Source organism: Bacillus sp. FSL K6-1006 (genome assembly GCF_038593175.1).
GTDB lineage: Bacteria > Bacillota > Bacilli > Bacillales > Bacillaceae > Bacillus > Bacillus safensis.
In genome coordinates this window covers 3,477,907-3,495,930 of record NZ_CP151970.1, presented here as the reverse complement: position 1 = coordinate 3,495,930, position 18,024 = coordinate 3,477,907, and the positions used below count along the sequence as shown (strand labels likewise).

General features: G+C 42.8%; 16 protein-coding genes. 13 read left to right on the top strand and 3 right to left on the bottom strand.

Going from position 1 to position 18,024, the window contains the following annotated elements; genetic code table 11:
• Positions 1-315 precede the first annotated feature (315 nt).
• Both NSS65_RS18190 and NSS65_RS18185 read left to right on the top strand, forming a co-directional pair.
• On the top strand, positions 316-699 hold the full coding sequence (locus NSS65_RS18190; protein ID WP_012011676.1) for a GtrA family protein: 384 nt from the start codon (positions 316-318) through the stop codon (positions 697-699).
• 26 nt (positions 700-725) lie between these two features.
• Positions 726-983, top strand: coding sequence for a hypothetical protein (locus NSS65_RS18185; protein WP_034281308.1), 258 nt, complete (start codon positions 726-728; stop codon positions 981-983).
• Positions 984-1,017: 34 nt separating this feature from the next.
• Here NSS65_RS18185 and NSS65_RS18180 read toward each other — a convergent pair whose 3' ends face one another.
• Positions 1,018-1,863 carry an AraC family transcriptional regulator gene (locus tag NSS65_RS18180; protein WP_326135221.1) on the bottom strand — a complete coding sequence of 282 codons (846 nt, stop codon included), beginning with the start codon at positions 1,861-1,863 and terminating at the stop codon, positions 1,018-1,020.
• A gap of 175 nt (positions 1,864-2,038) precedes the next feature.
• Between NSS65_RS18180 and NSS65_RS18175 the strand changes: the two genes are divergently transcribed.
• The 8 genes from NSS65_RS18175 to qoxD all read left to right on the top strand — a co-directional run bounded on the left by NSS65_RS18175 (position 2,039) and on the right by qoxD (position 11,319).
• A complete protein-coding gene (locus NSS65_RS18175; RefSeq protein WP_326135222.1) occupies positions 2,039-3,226 on the top strand; it encodes a galactokinase in 1,188 nt (395 codons plus the stop codon).
• Complete coding sequence (galE, locus tag NSS65_RS18170) at positions 3,226-4,218, top strand: UDP-glucose 4-epimerase GalE (RefSeq protein WP_326135223.1); 993 nt, start codon at positions 3,226-3,228, stop codon at positions 4,216-4,218. Before NSS65_RS18175 ends, galE begins: the two co-directional genes overlap by 1 nt.
• 35 nt (positions 4,219-4,253) lie before the next feature.
• The gene (gene galT, locus NSS65_RS18165; RefSeq protein WP_214755328.1) at positions 4,254-5,765 is read left to right on the top strand and encodes a UDP-glucose--hexose-1-phosphate uridylyltransferase; all 1,512 of its coding nucleotides are present in this window, start codon (positions 4,254-4,256) and stop codon (positions 5,763-5,765) included.
• Positions 5,766-5,777: 12 nt separating this feature from the next.
• Entirely contained in the window at positions 5,778-6,860 is a 1,083-nt protein-coding gene (locus NSS65_RS18160; RefSeq protein ID WP_111926926.1) for an aminopeptidase P family N-terminal domain-containing protein, read from the top strand.
• A 517-nt stretch (positions 6,861-7,377) separates the two neighbouring features.
• A complete protein-coding gene (qoxA, locus tag NSS65_RS18155) occupies positions 7,378-8,334 on the top strand; it encodes a cytochrome aa3 quinol oxidase subunit II (RefSeq protein WP_111927023.1) in 957 nt (318 codons plus the stop codon).
• 27 nt (positions 8,335-8,361) lie between these two features.
• Complete coding sequence (qoxB, locus tag NSS65_RS18150; RefSeq protein WP_024423835.1) at positions 8,362-10,320, top strand: cytochrome aa3 quinol oxidase subunit I; 1,959 nt, start codon at positions 8,362-8,364, stop codon at positions 10,318-10,320.
• A complete protein-coding gene (qoxC, locus tag NSS65_RS18145) occupies positions 10,320-10,937 on the top strand; it encodes a cytochrome aa3 quinol oxidase subunit III (RefSeq protein WP_041115415.1) in 618 nt (205 codons plus the stop codon). The genes qoxB and qoxC overlap by 1 nt, the downstream gene beginning before the upstream one ends.
• A gap of 1 nt (position 10,938) precedes the next feature.
• Positions 10,939-11,319 (top strand): cytochrome aa3 quinol oxidase subunit IV, encoded by a 381-nt coding sequence (gene qoxD, locus NSS65_RS18140; protein ID WP_007497818.1) that lies wholly within the window; start codon positions 10,939-10,941, stop codon positions 11,317-11,319.
• Positions 11,320-11,396: 77 nt separating this feature from the next.
• Here qoxD and NSS65_RS18135 read toward each other — a convergent pair whose 3' ends face one another.
• Complete coding sequence (locus NSS65_RS18135) at positions 11,397-11,660, bottom strand: spore morphogenesis/germination protein YwcE (protein WP_008345491.1); 264 nt, start codon at positions 11,658-11,660, stop codon at positions 11,397-11,399.
• A 469-nt stretch (positions 11,661-12,129) separates the two neighbouring features.
• Between NSS65_RS18135 and NSS65_RS18130 the strand changes: the two genes are divergently transcribed.
• From NSS65_RS18130 to NSS65_RS18120, 3 genes are all read left to right on the top strand, one after another.
• Positions 12,130-13,341, top strand: a complete 1,212-nt coding sequence (locus tag NSS65_RS18130) for an FtsW/RodA/SpoVE family cell cycle protein (RefSeq protein ID WP_065214921.1) — start codon at positions 12,130-12,132, stop codon at positions 13,339-13,341.
• Between the two features lie 110 nt (positions 13,342-13,451).
• Entirely contained in the window at positions 13,452-14,201 is a 750-nt protein-coding gene (gene nfsA / locus NSS65_RS18125; protein ID WP_065214920.1) for an oxygen-insensitive NADPH nitroreductase, read from the top strand.
• 56 nt (positions 14,202-14,257) lie between these two features.
• Positions 14,258-15,259, top strand: coding sequence for an LLM class flavin-dependent oxidoreductase (locus NSS65_RS18120; RefSeq protein WP_081125023.1), 1,002 nt, complete (start codon positions 14,258-14,260; stop codon positions 15,257-15,259).
• A 320-nt stretch (positions 15,260-15,579) separates the two neighbouring features.
• Here NSS65_RS18120 and NSS65_RS18115 read toward each other — a convergent pair whose 3' ends face one another.
• Complete coding sequence (locus NSS65_RS18115) at positions 15,580-18,006, bottom strand: S8 family serine peptidase (protein ID WP_326135224.1); 2,427 nt, start codon at positions 18,004-18,006, stop codon at positions 15,580-15,582.
• Between the last annotated feature and the right edge of the window lie 18 nt (positions 18,007-18,024).

Genomic DNA, 18,024 nt, shown 5'->3' with positions numbered 1-18,024 from the left:
ATCACCTACCACGTCCCTAAAAAAATGACTAAAAAACCCATAAATATTGAAATCTTACTTCTAATAATAAACAATTGTAAAGTCAGTTGAAAGATTATAAATTAAAATAATGATAAAGACCTAAAACATTTGACTCATACAAACCAATTGCGTTGACATTTGCCATCGAGTAGAACAAATTTCATCTTTTCAGGACATACATATTGTTCGTTTGGGAAGTTCTTCTCAAGATGGTATTCTAAAAGAAACAGAAACCACCAAGAAGGAATGAAGAAAGACATGTATAGCCTTTTTCAAAAGTATCAAGAAGTTGTCATGTATCTTGTGATGGGTGTGTGTACAACCATTGTCAATATCGTCAGCTTCTATTTATTCGTTGAGATGTTTTCCATGGATTACAAAACAGCTACGGTTGTTTCATGGGTATTTGCTGTTCTCTTTGCTTATATCACCAATAAGAAGTATGTCTTCAAGCAAAAGGCTCGTGACACAAAAAGCCTCATGCGTGAGCTTTCTTCATTTTTTAGTGTCCGTCTCATGTCTCTAGGTGTAGATCTGGGGCTGATGATTTTATTTGTGAGCCAAATGGCGCTCAATGAAACCGTCGCAAAAATTCTCGTCAACTTTGTGATTGTGGTGGTCAATTATGTCGCCAGTAAGTGGTTCGTCTTCAAGAAAACAAAAGAAGATGCGATTTAACACATAAAAAAGATAGGTGATGTGAAATGAGCAGCAGGCCAGACGACTTATATGATGCCATATATCAACAAACAGAAAAGCAGCATGAACAAGTGCTGAGGCTAGTCAAAGAAATGACCGCACATCCAGAAGCGTTTTCGGAACAAGAAAAGGAAAAGATCAACCGAATGGACATTGCGCTTCAAACGGCAACGGACATTTTAGAAAACTTAATGACCCCTGATACGCAAATGACGATTGTTTTAAAACAAGGGAGAATTCATGTTGATCTGTCAAAATCGTAAAAGAAGCAGCCAATGATGAAGCGGCTGCTTTTTATTATGCTTCGCTTGTTTCCCGCAGTTGCTTTGGAGACATGCCGATTTTCTTTCGAAAGACTTTATTCAAGTAATTCGCATTTCGGTAGCCGCACTGTATGGCGATTTCTTCAATTGAGTATTTCGTTGTTTTTAATAATGTTTCCGCCTTCTCTAACCGGATATTGGTTAAGTAATGAATAGGTGTGAAGCCAGTGGCCTTTTTGAATTCCCTCGTAAAATGACTTTTGGATAAACGTGCCGCAGCTGCCATATCGTCTGGGCCAATTTCCTCGTGAAAATGATGGCTGGCAAACAAGGCCGCTTGGACGATGGGCTCAGGCCATTTTTCCATTTGTCCCTCAAGCTTTGGCAAATATGAATACAGTTCCATGACAAATTGATAAGCAAGGCTAGACCCCTCAAATGGATTGGTAATCCGTCTTTCACTGGCTTCATCATAAATTTTCTTCAGCAGGCGGATCGGCTTGGAATGAGGATGAAAACGCATGACCTGCTTTCCTTGATCTATAAATTGGTCAAAGCAAAGATCACAGGCTTCCCCATAAAGCGTCAAATAGAGAAATTCCCAATGCTCACTGTCCTCTGGAAAATAATATTGATAGGCACTTGGACTTTTCACAAGAAAGGCCTGCCCCGGCAAGACTTTGAACCGCTTTTGTCCGATTTCAATCATGCCGTGTCCAGACAGTGTGAGCTGAAAGATGCACTTGCCCTGATCCTTCCGCTCCACGCCATTCCAGCTGTATAACGAAGATGATTGAACCTCCCAGCCAACAGACCATATTTGTGCCGGCAATGTAACATCAGAATGGTGAAAACGAAATGCAAATGCTTCCTTCTTCAAATTGGAAAACCTCCTTCACAGCAAAAAACAACCTTTTTCTATTTTGAATCATGTTACACCTCATATCACATCGTACCATTCACAGCAAAAAAAGGGTATTTTTTAACGATTTTTTTACCATTGAACTTACGCAGTTCAGGCAACTAAAATAAGAGTATCAGATGAGAAAAGGGGAATGGATATGATCGATATGTTACGCGCGGCATTTCACCAGCAATTTGGGGATAAAGAAGAAGAACTTCGCTATTTTTTTGCCCCGGGAAGAGTGAACTTGATTGGTGAACATACAGATTACAATGGAGGTCATGTATTCCCTTGTGCGCTCACTCTCGGTACATATGCAGCATGTGCAAAGCGGTCAGATGGCCGCGTGAGAATGTATTCCTTGAACTTTGATGGCGATGGTGTGAAAGAATTCGACCTTTTTGAAATCGCTTACTTAGAGTCGGATGGCTGGGCGAATTATCCGAAGGGCGTGTTCCATCAGTTTATTGAAGCAGGGATGAAGATAGAAGAAGGCTTTGACATTGTATACGGCGGCAATATTCCCAATGGCGCAGGCCTGTCTTCCTCTGCCTCCATCGAGCTTGTCACCGCCGTCTGCATCAATGAATGGCATTCATTCGGCGTTTCAAATGCCCGTCTTGCCCTCCTTTCGCAGCGTGCAGAAAATGAATTTATTGGCGTCAATTGCGGCATCATGGATCAGTTTTCAATTGCTCTTGGAAAAGAAGATCACGCCATTTTGCTTAATTGCGATACCCTTGATTTTCAATACAGTCCGTTTCGGCAAGAGGGACTGGCGCTTGTCATTGCCAATACAAACAAAAAGCGGACACTGGCAGACTCCAAATACAATGAACGCCGGTCAGAGTGTCAATCAGCTTTAAACGATTTACGAGAAGAAATCGACCTTGCCCACTTATGTGAGCTCACGGCAGATGAATTTGCCGAGCATGCCCATTTGATTCAGGATGAAACATGCCGCAAACGTGCAAGACACGTAGTGACAGAAAACGAGCGGACCATAAAAGCAGTCAAATTTCTGAAAGATGATAAAATGGAAGAAATAGGTGCGCTTATGAAGGCTTCTCATCTCTCTTTAAAGAATGATTATGAAGTGACTGGATTTGAACTAGATACACTGGCAGAAGCCGCTTGGCTACATCCTGGAACGATTGGCTCTCGTATGACGGGCGCGGGTTTTGGCGGCTGTACGATCAGTATTGTGAAAGAAAAGCAGCTGGCATCATTTATAGAAGAAACGGGATCGATTTATCAAGAGAAGACAGGCATTCAAGCCTCTTTTTACACAGCTGGAATTGGAGGCGGCGCAAGAGAACTCACGAAGGAGGAAGTGTAATGACAATTTTAGTGTGCGGGGGAGCAGGGTACATTGGCAGCCATGCGGTAGCGGCTCTTTTAGCGAAAGGTGAACAAGTGGTGGTAGTGGATAATTTGCAGACAGGGCACAAAGAAGCTGTTTTGGAGGGAGCTGTTTTAGAAGAGGGAGATTTACGAGATCAAGATTTTTTAAGACAGGTTTTCAAAACGCATCAAATAGAAGCGGTGATGCACTTTGCCGCAAATTCACTTGTCGGCGAGAGTGTAACAGACCCGCTAAAGTACTATGACAACAACGTTGGAGGAGCGACAGCCTTACTTCAGGTGATGAATGAATTTGATGTGAAACACCTCGTTTTCTCTTCAACCGCTGCCGCATATGGTGAACCAAAGCGAGTGCCGATCGTTGAAACGGATGAGACGAATCCAACCAATCCTTATGGAGAAACGAAACTAGCGATTGAAAAAATGCTGAAGTGGTCTGAGCAGGCATATGGAATAGAATACGTCGTGCTTCGCTACTTTAATGTAGCTGGCGCTCATACAGAAGGACTTGTCGGAGAGGATCATCAGCCTGAGACACATCTCATTCCGATTATTCTGCAAGTGGCTTTAGGAAAACGAGATCAGATCATGATTTACGGTGATGATTATGAGACAGAGGATGGCACGTGTATTAGGGATTACATTCATGTCATGGATTTAGTAGACGCGCACATCTTAGCTGTTGATCGTCTGCGTGCTGGAAAAGGAAGTGCAACATACAACTTAGGGAATGGCACTGGTTTCTCCGTGAAGCAGGTAGTAGATGCTGTTAGAAACGTCACGGGGCATGCGATCCCAGCACAGGTCGCTGACAGACGTGCGGGGGATCCAGCAAAGCTGATTGCTTCTTCTGAAAAAGCGCTGCAAGAATTAGGGTGGACACCTCAATATGCTGACCTTCACACCATCATTCAAAGTGCGTGGGATTGGTTTCAGAAGCATCCAGACGGCTACCAAAGTAAATAACGCATAACAGGCAGGCAAGAGAGGGGACAGAGAGAATGGCGGTTGATATTTTTGAAAAACTGGAACAGCTGATTCAATACGGGATCAATCAAGAGCTGATCACACGACTAGATATCGAGTATACGAGAAATCGGCTGCTTGAGGTGCTTGGGCTGGATGAAGCTGAGCCAAGGACAGTCTCAGGGGAGGCGGAGCTTGAAGACATCTTAATGCCGATGCTGGATTGGGCAGTTGAGACTGGCCTTATCCCTGAGGGGACGGATACGTATCGCGATTTACTAGATGCGAAAATCATGGGATGCTTGGTGGCGCCTCCAAGTGTCATCTACGCAAAGTTTGAAGAGAAGCGCCAGCATGAAGGGCCAGAGCCTGCTACAAGCTGGTTCTATGAAATGCAGCAGCACGCACACTATATTCATACAGGCAGAATCGCCAAAAATGTGCAGTGGTTTACACCAACAGATGATGGCGTGCTGGAGATCACAATCAATCTATCAAAGCCGGAAAAGGACCCAAAAGCAATCGCTGAAGCCAAAAAGCTTAGTCAAAAACAATATCCTCTTTGTCTCCTTTGTAAAGAAAACGTTGGGTTTGGGGGGCGCATCAACCATCCAGCGAGACAGAATCACCGGATCATTCCTGTGACACTCACAGATGAATCTTGGTTTCTACAATTTTCACCTTATGTGTATTACAACGAGCACTGCATTGTGTTCAAAGGCGAACATGAGCCGATGAGCATCACCAAAAAGACCTTTGAACGATTGCTTTCTTTCATATATATATACCCGCACTATTTCATCGGATCGAACGCCGACCTTCCGATTGTCGGGGGTAGTATATTAAGTCATGACCATTTTCAGGGCGGTGCGCATGAATTTCCGATGGCGAAAGCGGAGGTGGAAGAGGTCTTTTCTCTGAATGCCTTTCCGAATGTGAGGGCTGGCATTGTGAAATGGCCGATGTCTGTCATCCGCCTTCGAAGCAGCGACCGGCAGAAGCTTGCAGACGCTGCAGACTTTATCTTAAACGAGTGGAAAATGTATTCAGATGAAGAAGTGGAGCTGCTAGCTCATACAGGAGAGACGCCGCATAATACCATTACACCAATTGCACGCCGCCATGGAGATGACTATGAATTAGATCTAGTGCTGCGCAATAATCGTACAAACAAGCGGCACCCGGATGGAATTTTCCACCCGCACGAAGAAGTCCATCATATTAAAAAAGAGAATATCGGATTAATTGAAGTGATGGGTCTTGCAGTTCTTCCTGGTAGATTAGCAGAGGAATTAAGTCAATTAAAAGAAGCGCTGTTATCCAAAAACCCCCTTGAAGAAATCAAAGCCCGCCCTGCTATCACGAAACACGAAACATGGGCAAAGCGTCTGCTTGAAGAGAATACCTTTACAGAGGACAATACAGAAGCTATTTTACAAAAAGAAGTCGGTATGATTTTTTCTCGTATTCTCTCACAGGCGGGTGTGTTTAAAAGAACCGAGCAAGGGAAAACAGCTTTTAAACGTTTCATTCATACACTCATATAGGCAGGTGATTAGATGATTGAACAAGTAAGAACATTAATGGAAGAAAAACAGCTCGACGGTGTCTTGATTCAAAAGCGTAATAACTTCTCCTGGCTGACAGGAGGGAGAAGAAATCACATCGTGTTAAATACACCAGAGGGCGTGTGCAAGCTGCTTGTGTTAAAAGACGACATCGTCCTCATAGTGAATCAAATGGAAGAAAAGCGGATCATTGAAGAAGAGATGGCGTATATCGATCACCCCTTTCAAGTGGTGACGATGGATTGGTTTGAGGAAGATACGGCACACATTCAAACACTCACAAAAGACAAACGGATCGGGTCAGACATTCAAATGGATGGATTCGAATGGATTGAGCCGGATTTGTCGCAAGTCCGATCCATTCTTTCCGCATCACAGCTCCGCCAATATGAAACGCTTTGTCATGAAACAGCGGTCATTGTAGAGAGTGTTTGTAAAGAAATCGTTCCAGAACAGACGGAGCACGAAATCGCTTCGCTTGCGGCTCAAAAAGCGATCGCGCAGGGAATGACGATTGAAGTGCTGCTTGTAGCAACAGATGACCGGATTCATCAATACCGTCATCCAATTCCGACAGACAAAAAACTTCAAAAGCATGCGCTTGTTGTTCTTTGCGCTGAACGGCATGGACTCGTGGCGAATGTCACAAGGTCTGTTTACTTCGGTCAGCTTCCAAAGGAGCTTGAAGAGAACAAAGATCGGCTTGCACGAATTGACACGGTCATGAATGCTGCCACGCGCCCTGGTAAGACATTGGGAGATGTATTGAAAGCAGGTATTGCTCAGTATGAAAAAGAGGGCTTCCCTGATAGCTGGAAAAAGCTTCATCAAGGGGGAAAGACGGGCTTTGTATCTAGAGAAATCATTGCAGTTCCCTCATCGAAGGAAGAAATTCAGCTGCATCAAGTCTTTACTTGGAATCCTTCATTGCCTGGATTGAAATCAGAGGATACGATGGTCGTAGAGAAAGAGGGGAACCGCTTTTTAACCTATACAGGCAAGTGGACATACATTGATGTTGAGCATGAAGGGGACATCTATAGACGCCCTGACATTTTAGTAAGAGATGAATAATTGCAGAATGCCGGCGCTGAGCCGGTTTTTTGCTGGAAGTCATTTAGCGGGATTCCACATATTCATCATAATTGCCAATTCTTAACGCGCATAGTCAGAGGATCGATACTTTCTTTTCTTGTCAACTTGCGTTAAAATAAGTAAGGTTTTTGTTAAATGTGGGGATACCTATTTTGAAATTGTTTACCTAGATAAAATTTCATTAAGTTAAATTGAAATTTGACCAAACTTTTTTATTGTGGTAAACCTAAATTTGACAAAGTTCTTGATTGTTTGTCCTTTGCCTTCAACTCTCAACTTTTCAAAATCCTAGAAATTTATTGTGTGTGCAATAATATAAATTTATGTCGAATTTATGACATTTTAAAAGAAATCTGTTGAAAAATAAATGAACTTTTGAAAAAAGGGAAGCTAACTCTAACAGATTTTGATAGCATTACAAAGGGAAGAAAAGTTTTCGAAGGCAGATGGCTTTTCACAATTATTCAGCAATTTATACATTATTTAAGGAAGGATGGTGATCTTCTTGTTCAGAGCCATTAAACCTATGCTTTTATTAGCGATGCTCGTGAGTGTTTTTGTATTAGGAGGTTGCAGCAATATCGCTGTTTTAGATCCTAAAGGACCAGTCGCAGCACAACAAAAAGACTTAATCCTTTTATCTATCGGATTCATGCTCTTTATCGTTGGTGCGGTATTTGTAATGTTTACCATCATTTTGGTTAAATACCGTGAGCGTAAGGACGTTGGAAACGCCTCTTATAACCCAGAAATACACGGGAATACGCTTCTAGAAGTTGTCTGGACAGTGATCCCAATATTAATCGTTGCTGCTCTTTCGATTCCAACTGTAAAAACAATTTACTCTTTGGAAGAGGCACCTCAAGCAACAAGCCATAAAGATCCACTTGTCGTTTATGCGACAGCTGTTGATTGGAAATGGATCTTTAGCTATCCAGAGGAAAATATTGAGACAGTGAACTACTTAAACATTCCAAAAGATCAGCCGGTTTTATTCAAAATCACTTCCGCTGATACAATGGCATCACTATGGATTCCTCAGCTAGGCGGGGAGAAGTATGCGATGGCTGGAATGGAAATGGAACAATATCTTCAAGCTGATGAAGTAGGCACATACCAAGGAAGAAACGCCAACTTCACAGGCGAGGGCTTTGCTCAGCAAAAATTCAAAGTCAATGCGATGACGCAGTCTGACTATGATAAATGGGTAAACAAAACGAAGAAAGAAGCACCAAAGTTAACGAAGAAAACGTATGACTACTTGATGCTTCCTGATGCTGCAGATGTGCAGACATTCTCATCAACACATTTATCCTTTGCAAAGCATGGAGAGGATTCTGAATATGCACTCCAAGCACGCAAACGTTTAGGTTATCAAGCAGTTTCTCCGCATTCCAAGACAGATCCTTTCGAGAATGTGAAGAACTATAAAAGAAAACTAGATAATGAATAAACTGACTAAGGAAAGGAGGAGGCCGTTATGCATTTAAAATGGGATGAGTTTTTTGTAACTGGAGACCCATTAATTCTTGGTGCGCAAATTTCTATCGCTCTTACCTCCATTGCCATCGTGTTTGTTTTAACCTACTTTAAAAAGTGGAAATGGCTCTGGAAAGAATGGCTGACATCAGTTGATCATAAAAAGCTTGGAATCATGTATATCCTTGCTGCTGTGATTATGTTCTTCCGCGGTGGGGTAGACGGACTGATGATGCGCGCGCAGCTGGCGCTTCCTAATAATACGTTTTTAGATTCAAACCACTATAATGAAATCTTTACAACGCATGGTACGATCATGATTCTATTCATGGCGATGCCATTTTTAATTGGTTTAATCAACGTCGTTGTTCCTCTTCAAATTGGTGCACGTGACGTTGCATTCCCTTATCTGAACAACCTTAGCTTCTGGACATTCATGGTCGGAGCAATGCTGTTCAACATTTCCTTCGTTATTGGAGGATCACCAAGTGCAGGCTGGACGAGTTACATGCCGCTCGCCGGAAATGATTTCTCACCAGGACCTGGACAGAACTACTACTTGCTCGGGCTCCAAATTGCAGGTATTGGTACACTTATGACAGGTATTAACTTCATGGTGACCATCTTAAAAATGCGTACAAAAGGTATGACACTAATGCGTATGCCAATGTTTACATGGACAACATTGATTACGTCTGTCATCATCGTTTTTGCATTCCCTGTACTAACAGTTGCTTTAGCACTTATGACATTTGATCGTTTATTCGGTTCTGCATTCTTTACACTCGAAGCAGGCGGTATGCCGATGCTTTGGGCGAACCTATTCTGGATTTGGGGACATCCTGAGGTATATATTGTTATCCTGCCGGCTTTCGGTATTTTCTCAGAAATCTTTGCGACGTTCTCAAGAAAGCAGTTGTTTGGTTACAAAGCGATGGTTGTCTCGATTGTGGCAATCTCTGTTCTTAGTTTCCTTGTGTGGGTTCACCACTTCTTTACAATGGGGAACAGTGCAGCGGTTAACTCATTCTTCTCGATTACAACAATGGCGATTTCTGTACCAACAGGTGTGAAAATCTTTAACTGGCTCTTTACGATGTATCGAGGCCGTATCAGCTTTACATCACCAATGCTTTGGGCACTTGGTTTCATCCCGAACTTCGTAATCGGTGGTGTAACTGGGGTTATGCTTGCGATGGCAGCTGCGGATTACCAGTACCATAACACGTACTTCCTTGTATCCCACTTCCACTATGTATTAATCGCAGGTACTGTATTTGCTTGTTTTGCTGGTCTTGTTTTCTGGTATCCAAAAATGTTTGGTTACAAGTTAAACGAAAGAATCGGCAAATGGTTCTTCTGGGTATTCATGATCGGATTTAACATCTGTTTCTTCCCGCAGTACTTCCTAGGACTGCAAGGAATGCCAAGACGTATTTATACGTATGGACCAGAAGATGGCTGGACTGCACTCAACTTTATTTCAACAATTGGTGCATTTATGATGGGTATCGGATTCATCATCCTTTGCTACAACATTTACTACAGCTGGAGACATTCAAAACGTGAAGTGTCTGGAGACAGCTGGGGAGAAGGACGTACACTTGACTGGGCGACATCTTCTGCAATTCCGCCGCATTATAACTTTGCAGCACTTCCAGAAGTGACAACACCAGATGCATTCCATCATTGGAAGCAAAACAATGTGGACGTTCATCCTGAAAAAGAATTCAAGAAAATTCACATGCCGCACAATTCAGGCAGACCGCTGATCATGTCTGCATTCTTTGGACTTGGTGCATTCGGTCTTGTATTTGAATGGTACTGGATTGGCGTTATTGGCTTAATCGGTGTATTCGCAACGATGATTTTACGTTCATTCGAATATGACGATGGCTACTATATTCCTGTTGAAGAAGTCATTGAAACAGAGAAAAAGAATAAGGAGGCGCAGAAGTAATGGGACATAATGATAGCAGCTATGCAAATGCACCGCTTGAATATCGCTCTGAAACCGGACGTTTAAACATCCTTGGTTTCTGGATATTCCTTGGCGCGGAAATCGTGTTATTCTCAACACTTTTTGCGACCTACTTTGTTCTACATGGCAGAACAGCTGGCGGCGTTTTACCAGCTGAGCTGTTTGATATGAAGCTTGTATTGATCATGACATTCCTGCTATTGGTTAGTTCATTTACATGTGGGATTGCTGTTCATGAAATGCGCCGTGGAAGTACAAAAGGGGTTGTCATATGGACGATTCTCACACTGCTTCTAGGTGCAGGCTTCGTTGGATTTGAGCTTTTCGAGTTCTTCCATTATGTACATGAAGGTGCGAGCATCCATACAAGTGCGTATTGGTCTGCATTCTTTGTACTTTTAGGAACTCACGGATTACACGTATCGATCGGTATCTTCTGGATTACCGGGATCTTGTTCCAAATTAAAAAGCGTGGATTAACTCCACAAACAGCAGCGAAGATTTTCATCTCAAGTCTATACTGGCATTTCCTTGATGTTGTATGGATTTTCATCTTCACAGCTGTTTACTTGATCGGATTAGGGGGGCTTTTGTGATATGGCTGGAAAAACACATTCCTCAGCAGAGCACGAACACTTCCCTTGGAAACACGTAGTTGGCTTCATCCTGTCCATTGTGCTGACAATCTTAGCATTCTGGATTGCGATTGGAGCTGAAATTGGCAGTTCCGCAAAACTATGGATTATCTTTGGTTTTGCGTTCATTCAAGCATTCTTGCAGCTGTTCATGTTTATGCACATGACAGAGAGTGAAAACGGAACTGTTCAAGTCGGAAATACTTTGTTTGGTCTGTTCTGTGCGATTATCTTCGTCATCGGATCTGTTTGGATCTTTGCGGCTCACTACAGCCACGGAGAGAACAGTAAAGACGGTTATTCACCGTCTGCGCCAAAGCAGTCTGAGCATTCAGAGAAATAATAAAAAAACCACTCATCTCTTGAAGGTGAGTGGTTTTTATCATGATGGTGATAACGCTTCCAATAGTTGGGCGATATCTATCTGCTGCTGAATCTTTTGCGAATGAATGGAAGTCCGTAGATGAGGAACGCTGCAATGTGAGCCAAAATCACGTTAATGGCAAAGAATGCGATCATGAAGGTATGTCCTGCTGGAGATAAACTGCTTGTCATGTAAAGACCAAAGAAAATCCACATAATCATAATGGGTGGAATAGATGCTAATGCAATCTTTCTGTTTTCCAGCCATAAAAACAGGGGTGTAGCCGTTGCTATACATAGGTACGCAAAGAACATATCCATCGTATCCAACTCCTTTGTAAGTTGATGTTCAAATCAAATGAGAGGTCAGGATGCATTTGTGTCTGTTTTTAGGAGATATTGTGAACATTTTGTTACAAGTATTATACCACAATTGACTTTGAAGTAAACGTAATAATTGGAAAATGGGCCTTATTCCATACAAAATGGTTTTATTCCTCAGTGCAGCTTATCTCATCTGATGTTTACTTGTCATATCGCCACATATGTCATTGAATTTTCCCCTTAAAATCTGTAAAATAAACTTTTTAAAGGACTTGAGATCGATTGAATGAAAAGTGTATAGAGGGATTTTTTCCTATTGTTAGGATGAAAAGTATTTCATTTTTTGAAAATTGAATGGAACCTTTCGGATGTATCTTCCGTCATATTTAAGGTGAGTTGATTTTGTGAAAATTTCAATCTAATATAAATAAGGGCTTTTATGTTTTGTAATAAGGGTGGTTAGTTCATGAACAAGCAGAATACATCTCCTTACTATCAAGGAGATTTGATTTTTATATTTTTAGCCTTCTTTGCCATCAGTGTCATTTCTATATATGCTGCTGGACAGTTTGAACAATATGGTAGTGGTGCATGGACAAGGCAAATTATTTATTATCTCATTGGAGCAATTTGCATTGTAGCCATTAATTATTTTGACCTTGAACAGCTTGAAAAATTAAGTATATACATCTTTCTAGGTGGGATACTTCTTCTAATTATTTTAAAATTGAGCCCTGCTCAGATTGGGGGTAAAGACTTTGCCCCTATAAAAAACGGAGCCAAAAGTTGGTTTATACTTCCGGGGATTGGAACACTTCAGCCTTCAGAGTTCATGAAAATTGGTCTGATTATGATGCTCGCGTCGGTCATTGGAAAGTCTACACCTAGGGGAAAAAGGACATTAGAAGATGATATTATTCTATTATTAAAAATTGCCGGGGTGGCAGCTGTACCAGTTGGACTGATCTTCTTGCAGGATGCAGGGACTGCGGCTGTTTGTATGTTTATTGTTGTGGTGATGGTGTTTTTATCAGGGATCAATTGGAAACTGATCTCTCTCATCGGTTCAGTGGTTGTGCTTTTAGTTGCTTCTGTTTTAGCTGTGATTATCTTATTCCCTGATTTTGCGAAAACAATAGGCATCCAGCAGTACCAGATCAACCGGATTACCGCTTGGCTGCCTGATAGTTCTTCAACAGCCAACCAAGCACAGACGCAGGATGCATCTGGATCTGATAAATATCAAGTAGAGCAGGCGATTATGGCCATTGGTGCAGGGCAGATTTTTGGGAATGGCATTAAAAACTTAAAGGTCTACGTTCCTGAAGCACAAACGGATATGATTTTCTCCATTATAGGTGAAGCCTTTGGCTTTATCGGCTGTGCGTTTGTTGTGATCATGTTCTTCTTCTTGATTTACCGGCTTGTCGTACTGATTGACCGTATCCATCCTTATAGCCGATTTGCGTCATTCTTCTGCGTAGGATATACAGCATTGATTGTAATTCATACGTTCCAGAACATTGGCATGAACATAGGCGTGATGCCTGTAACAGGGATTCCACTCTTATTTATCAGCTTTGGAGGAAGCTCTGTCTTGTCCGTTCTCATTGGATTCGGGATCGCCTATAACGCAAGCGTTCAATTAACGAAATATCAAAGTTATTTATTTAAATAAAACGGGTAAGGGCAGTCTAAGTATAGGCTGTCTTTTTTTATGCGAGTTTTCATTTTTGAAAAGCCCTATGTCTTTGCCTTATGATAGAAGAAGTGAAGGAGGTCTTCGAATTGAACAAAACGATAGAAACCATATTAAATCATCGATCCATCCGTTCGTTTACAGACGAACGTTTGTCAGAAGAAGAGGTGCTGACACTGATTAAAAGTGCACAGGCTGCTTCGACATCAAGCTATGTACAGGCGTATAGTATTATTGGGGTGACAGATCAGGAGAAGAAGGCCAAGCTTGCTGAACTGGCTGGGAATCAGCCTTACGTTGAGAAGAATGGGCATTTCTTTGTCTTCTGTGCAGACTTGAAACGCCATGATCATATTGCAAAAAGAGCAGGGAAGAATCATGAGGAGGCGCTTGAGAATACGGAAGCCTTTCTCATTAGCGTCATCGATGCGGCATTGGCTGCACAAAATGTCAGTGTTGCTGCAGAATCAATGGGACTTGGGATCTGCTATATTGGCGGACTGCGTAATCAGCTGAGAGAAGTCTCTGAAGTGCTTGAAACACCATCTTATGTGCTGCCGTTATTCGGTCTGGCTGTTGGTCATCCAGCTAACCAGTCGTCTCAAAAGGAACGGCTGCCAGTTGAACTCATCTATCATGAAAATTCATATCAGCAAGATGAAGCGCATGTGGATCGTTATTTAAAAGAATACGACGATCGTATTTCCGCATATTATGAAGAACGAACAAATGGCGATAGAAAAGATACTTGGTCTGAGCAGATGCTGAGAGGCTTTAGTCAGCCAAAGCGTGCCTTCCTTGGAGAATTTGTGAAAGAGAAGGGCTTTAATCGAAAATAAATAAGAAATCCCCCTTTCCATTAAGAGAGGGGGATTTCTGTAAGAGGTGCAGCATAATGAAATTAAGTATACTGGATCAATCTCCTTTGATAGGAGGCGCTACGCCTGCTGAAGCACTGAAGCAGACGGTTGAACTGGCGAAGCAGGCGGAGAAGTGGGGCTATCACCGTTTTTGGGTATCAGAGCATCATTTTTCAAACCGGCTTGCAGGATCGAGTCCAGAGGTGCTTCTCGGCCATTTATCAGCCGTTACGTCGCATATACGCATTGGCTCTGGCGGCGTTATGCTCCCCCACTACAGTGCCTATAAAGTAGCAGAGAACTTCAGGGTTCTCGAAGCGCTGGCTCCCGGCAGAATTGATCTTGGGATTGGACGTGCTCCTGGTGGTATGCCCATTTCCTCCATTGCCCTTCATCATGGTGAGCGAAAGCGTCTAGGCGACCAATATCCTGAGCAGGTAGAGGAATTGAAGGTGTATTTACATGATCTAGCGGATGAATTTTACCCGCTGCCTCATTTGACTGCTTCTCCGAAGGTAGAGACCGCGCCAGAAGTATGGATGCTCGGTTCCTCTGGCGGGAGTGCAAGGCTTGCGGCGAAAGCAGGTGCAGGCTACACGTTTGCGCTTTTTATTAATGGTGAAGGCGGAGAAGACTCTGTGGAGCAATATATCAACCGATTTGAACCTTCAGTATTCGGTGATCAGCCGCGTGTCAGTCTGGCAGTCTTTGTTTTATGTGCCGAAACAGAGGAGCAGGCAGAAAAACTGGCTGTCAGCTTAGATTTATCTTTACTTGCCAATGAACAAGGGCTGAATCTTGAAGGCTTTCCTTCATATGAAGAGGCACAGTCGTATTCCTACAGTCCATATGAACAAAAACGAGTGGCTGCTAATCGTCAAAGGATGGTCGTTGGAACGCCAGCATCTGTGAAAGAGCAGCTGACCGCACTCGCGAAGGCTTATCGGACAGATGAATTGATCGCTGTGACCATCACACATCACATGCAAGACCGGCTCACATCGTATCGTTTATTAAAAGAAGCCTTTGATGCATAACGTATGTATATTTATCGCCTGCGGAGCCAGTACAAGGGGAAAAGGAGCATCATGGTGAGGAAGAAGGCGGCTGACACGAGCAGGCTGAGCGGGTAGATACAGGAAGTATAAACAGACAGCTCGCATGCTTGATGAAAAGGACGAGGCTGCTTCGTATGTAAAAAGGTTAGAAAATAAACCAAGGTGATCGTCAGGAAAAAAGCAGTAAAAAAAGAAACGATCCATAGCAATATCAACATGAGTTTCTCTTTCCTCCATATATGATCGAAAAGCCTTGATGAGCTTATCCGCTCATACAAGGCTTTTCTTGTGATTCACATTTATTCAGGGTAAATTTCGAAAGCTTCCTTCGTTTGTACGGTATCTGATTTTCCTTTCAAGCTTGCATACGCAAGCATTGTATACTCACCAGCTTCAAGCTTCTGGCCTTGATTGATTGTGCCATTCCATTTTACGCGGTGTTCTCCTTTATCAACATGTTGATAAACACCAGCTTCACCTAAATACTCTCCATCGGTCGAGTAGACAAGGAATGCAAGGTTCTCAGCACCGCCAGGCAGGTAGCTGCTAATGACATAGCTTCCAGCACGATTGTCCGGCTCTACGGAAACAGAAGTGACGCGCGGATAATCAGGCTCTTTCACAATCAATAAAGTAGGGATTTCTGTGATCTTTCTGCCATTTTCGCGAAGGGTTATGCTGCCTTGGTACGTCCCTTTTTTGGTTTTTCCGTAATTCACCTGTACTGCGGAAGTAAAGGATCCAGTGGAATTCCCTTTGACGGTGATTTTTTTCGTTCCGTTTGTACTAATGCCGCTGCCATTGAATTTGTAATCAATGGTATACGTTTTCGGTGCTTTTGAAAGGTTTTCTACCTTAAATTTCTTCGTTTTGATTTGAACGCCTTTTTCCTTTAAGAAAGTGCCGTAAGAATAGCTCGCATCAGAAACGATAGAAGACGCCTGAAGTGATTCCATGATTCGAACGCTGCCTGTTCCTTGTGTGTTATGAGGGAATGGGCTGCCATTTGCGTCAAACAGTTTTTCTGCTGTATTCATCAGCAATGCTTTGATTTGTTCAGTTGAGTACGATGGTTTTGCTTGTTTAATGATCGCTGCAACTCCTGCCACATGCGGAGATGCCATACTTGTTCCTTGCTTAGATCCATATCCGTGAGGCTGAGAAGGATCATGCGTTGGGATCGTACTCACAATGCTGACGCCAGGTGCTGATAGATCAGGCTTAATCATCCACGTATCCACAACCGGTCCGCGGGATGAGAAGTCAGCGACTTGCTCACTAAGTTCCTTGACAAATTGAATGGAGAAAGCCGTTGTATCGTTTCCAGCCTCAATGGCTTTGATAAGCGCTGTTCCTTCAGCTTTTGACAGCTTAATTGTAGGAAGTGCGAGTCCTGGTACGTCGACTGGGATTTCTCCATCGGTATTGTTATACATCACAACGCCGATTGCACCAGCGGCTTTTGCATTGTCGACTTTATCCACAAAAGCAATGGCACCCCGTTCAATCACAGCCACCTTTCCTTTCACATCGATGTCTTCAAACGCCTTTTCGTCACCGATTCCTGCTTGGACGAGTGTGACTTGTTTTTGGTCAAGCGCTTTTAAATCACTCTCTTGGTAGTAGCCCATGACTTTTGCAGTAGAATAGTTCGGGAATTTCACATTGTAAAGACTGTACGGAAGCTGAGTTGCTCCGACAGAAATGGCCTCTCTTGACGTGCCGGGAGAACCGACTGTCCAGCTGTTCGGACCGCTGTTTCCATTCGAAGTAACAGCGACAACGCCTTCAGACATGGCCCAATCAAGTGCAATGCTCGTTGCATAATCAGGGTTATTGACACTGTTTCCAAGAGAGAGGTTCATGACATCTGCTCCGTCAGTAACAGCCCGGTCGATGCCTGCAAGAACGTTCTCAGTTGTTCCAGATCCACCTGGTCCAAGTACACGGTATGCAAGAAGCGTGGCATCCTTTGCGACCCCTTTAATTTGTCCATTTGCCGCAATCGTTCCTGCAACGTGTGTGCCGTGATCTGTGGATTCGCCTCTAGGATCTCCTTTAGGTGTCTCTTGCGGAGAATAATCATTATCAACAAAATCATAGCCTTTGTATAAACCGAAGTTTCCTTTTAAATCAGGGTGGGTATAGTCTACTCCAGTATCAATGACTGCGACTTTGACCCCTTTTCCAGAATAGCCGGCATCCCATGCTTTTGGTGCACCGATAAATGGAGCGCTTTTATCCATAAGCGGGGAGACATCTTCGTTTGGAAGCTGGATGCTTTCTTTTTTCACTTCATCGGTTTTATATGTAACATCCGGATAAACGGCTTTTACTCCATCCACTGCGAGCAGCTTCGGGATTTCGTTTGCAGGAAGTTTCATAGAGAAACCAGAGAAAACTTTTTCATATTCTTGACGAACACTCGCTTTATCTACCTCTTTGAGTGCTGCGTTCTTTACTTTTGTTCGAGATTTTTTGAGGGAGGCCTTTGTTTGTGATTCGCCTTCTTGCTTGGCTTCAACTAAGGATTTTTCCTTTAATTCAACAATGACAGTGGTTTGTTTTTTCGAGTTGACATTGATTTCACCGAAGATTTCTGCTTTTTCTAGTTCCATCTTTTTGTTAGATGGAGCAGCAGCAGCCTGTTGACCGGTAAAGAATGTGGATAAAATAAAAATAGTGGAGAACAATAGAACAGAAGAACGAGATATTACCTTTTTCATTTATTTTCCCCTTTCTAG

Bases quoted from the DNA above. Each gene is read 5' to 3' on its own strand.
- NSS65_RS18160 (WP_111926926.1), top strand. From the start codon at position 5,778: ATGATTGAACAAGTAAGAACATTAATGGAAGAAAAACAGCTCGACGGT.
- NSS65_RS18175 (WP_326135222.1), top strand. From the start codon at position 2,039: ATGGATATGATCGATATGTTACGCGCGGCATTTCACCAGCAATTTGGG.
- galT (WP_214755328.1), top strand. From the start codon at position 4,254: ATGGCGGTTGATATTTTTGAAAAACTGGAACAGCTGATTCAATACGGG.
- galE (WP_326135223.1), top strand. From the start codon at position 3,226: ATGACAATTTTAGTGTGCGGGGGAGCAGGGTACATTGGCAGCCATGCG.
- qoxD (WP_007497818.1), top strand. From the start codon at position 10,939: ATGGCTGGAAAAACACATTCCTCAGCAGAGCACGAACACTTCCCTTGG.
- qoxB (WP_024423835.1), top strand. From the start codon at position 8,362: ATGCATTTAAAATGGGATGAGTTTTTTGTAACTGGAGACCCATTAATT.
- NSS65_RS18135 (WP_008345491.1), bottom strand. From the start codon at position 11,660: ATGGATATGTTCTTTGCGTACCTATGTATAGCAACGGCTACACCCCTG.
- qoxC (WP_041115415.1), top strand. From the start codon at position 10,320: ATGGGACATAATGATAGCAGCTATGCAAATGCACCGCTTGAATATCGC.
- NSS65_RS18120 (WP_081125023.1), top strand. From the start codon at position 14,258: ATGAAATTAAGTATACTGGATCAATCTCCTTTGATAGGAGGCGCTACG.
- NSS65_RS18185 (WP_034281308.1), top strand. From the start codon at position 726: ATGAGCAGCAGGCCAGACGACTTATATGATGCCATATATCAACAAACA.
- NSS65_RS18130 (WP_065214921.1), top strand. From the start codon at position 12,130: ATGAACAAGCAGAATACATCTCCTTACTATCAAGGAGATTTGATTTTT.
- NSS65_RS18115 (WP_326135224.1), bottom strand. From the start codon at position 18,006: ATGAAAAAGGTAATATCTCGTTCTTCTGTTCTATTGTTCTCCACTATT.
- NSS65_RS18190 (WP_012011676.1), top strand. From the start codon at position 316: ATGTATCTTGTGATGGGTGTGTGTACAACCATTGTCAATATCGTCAGC.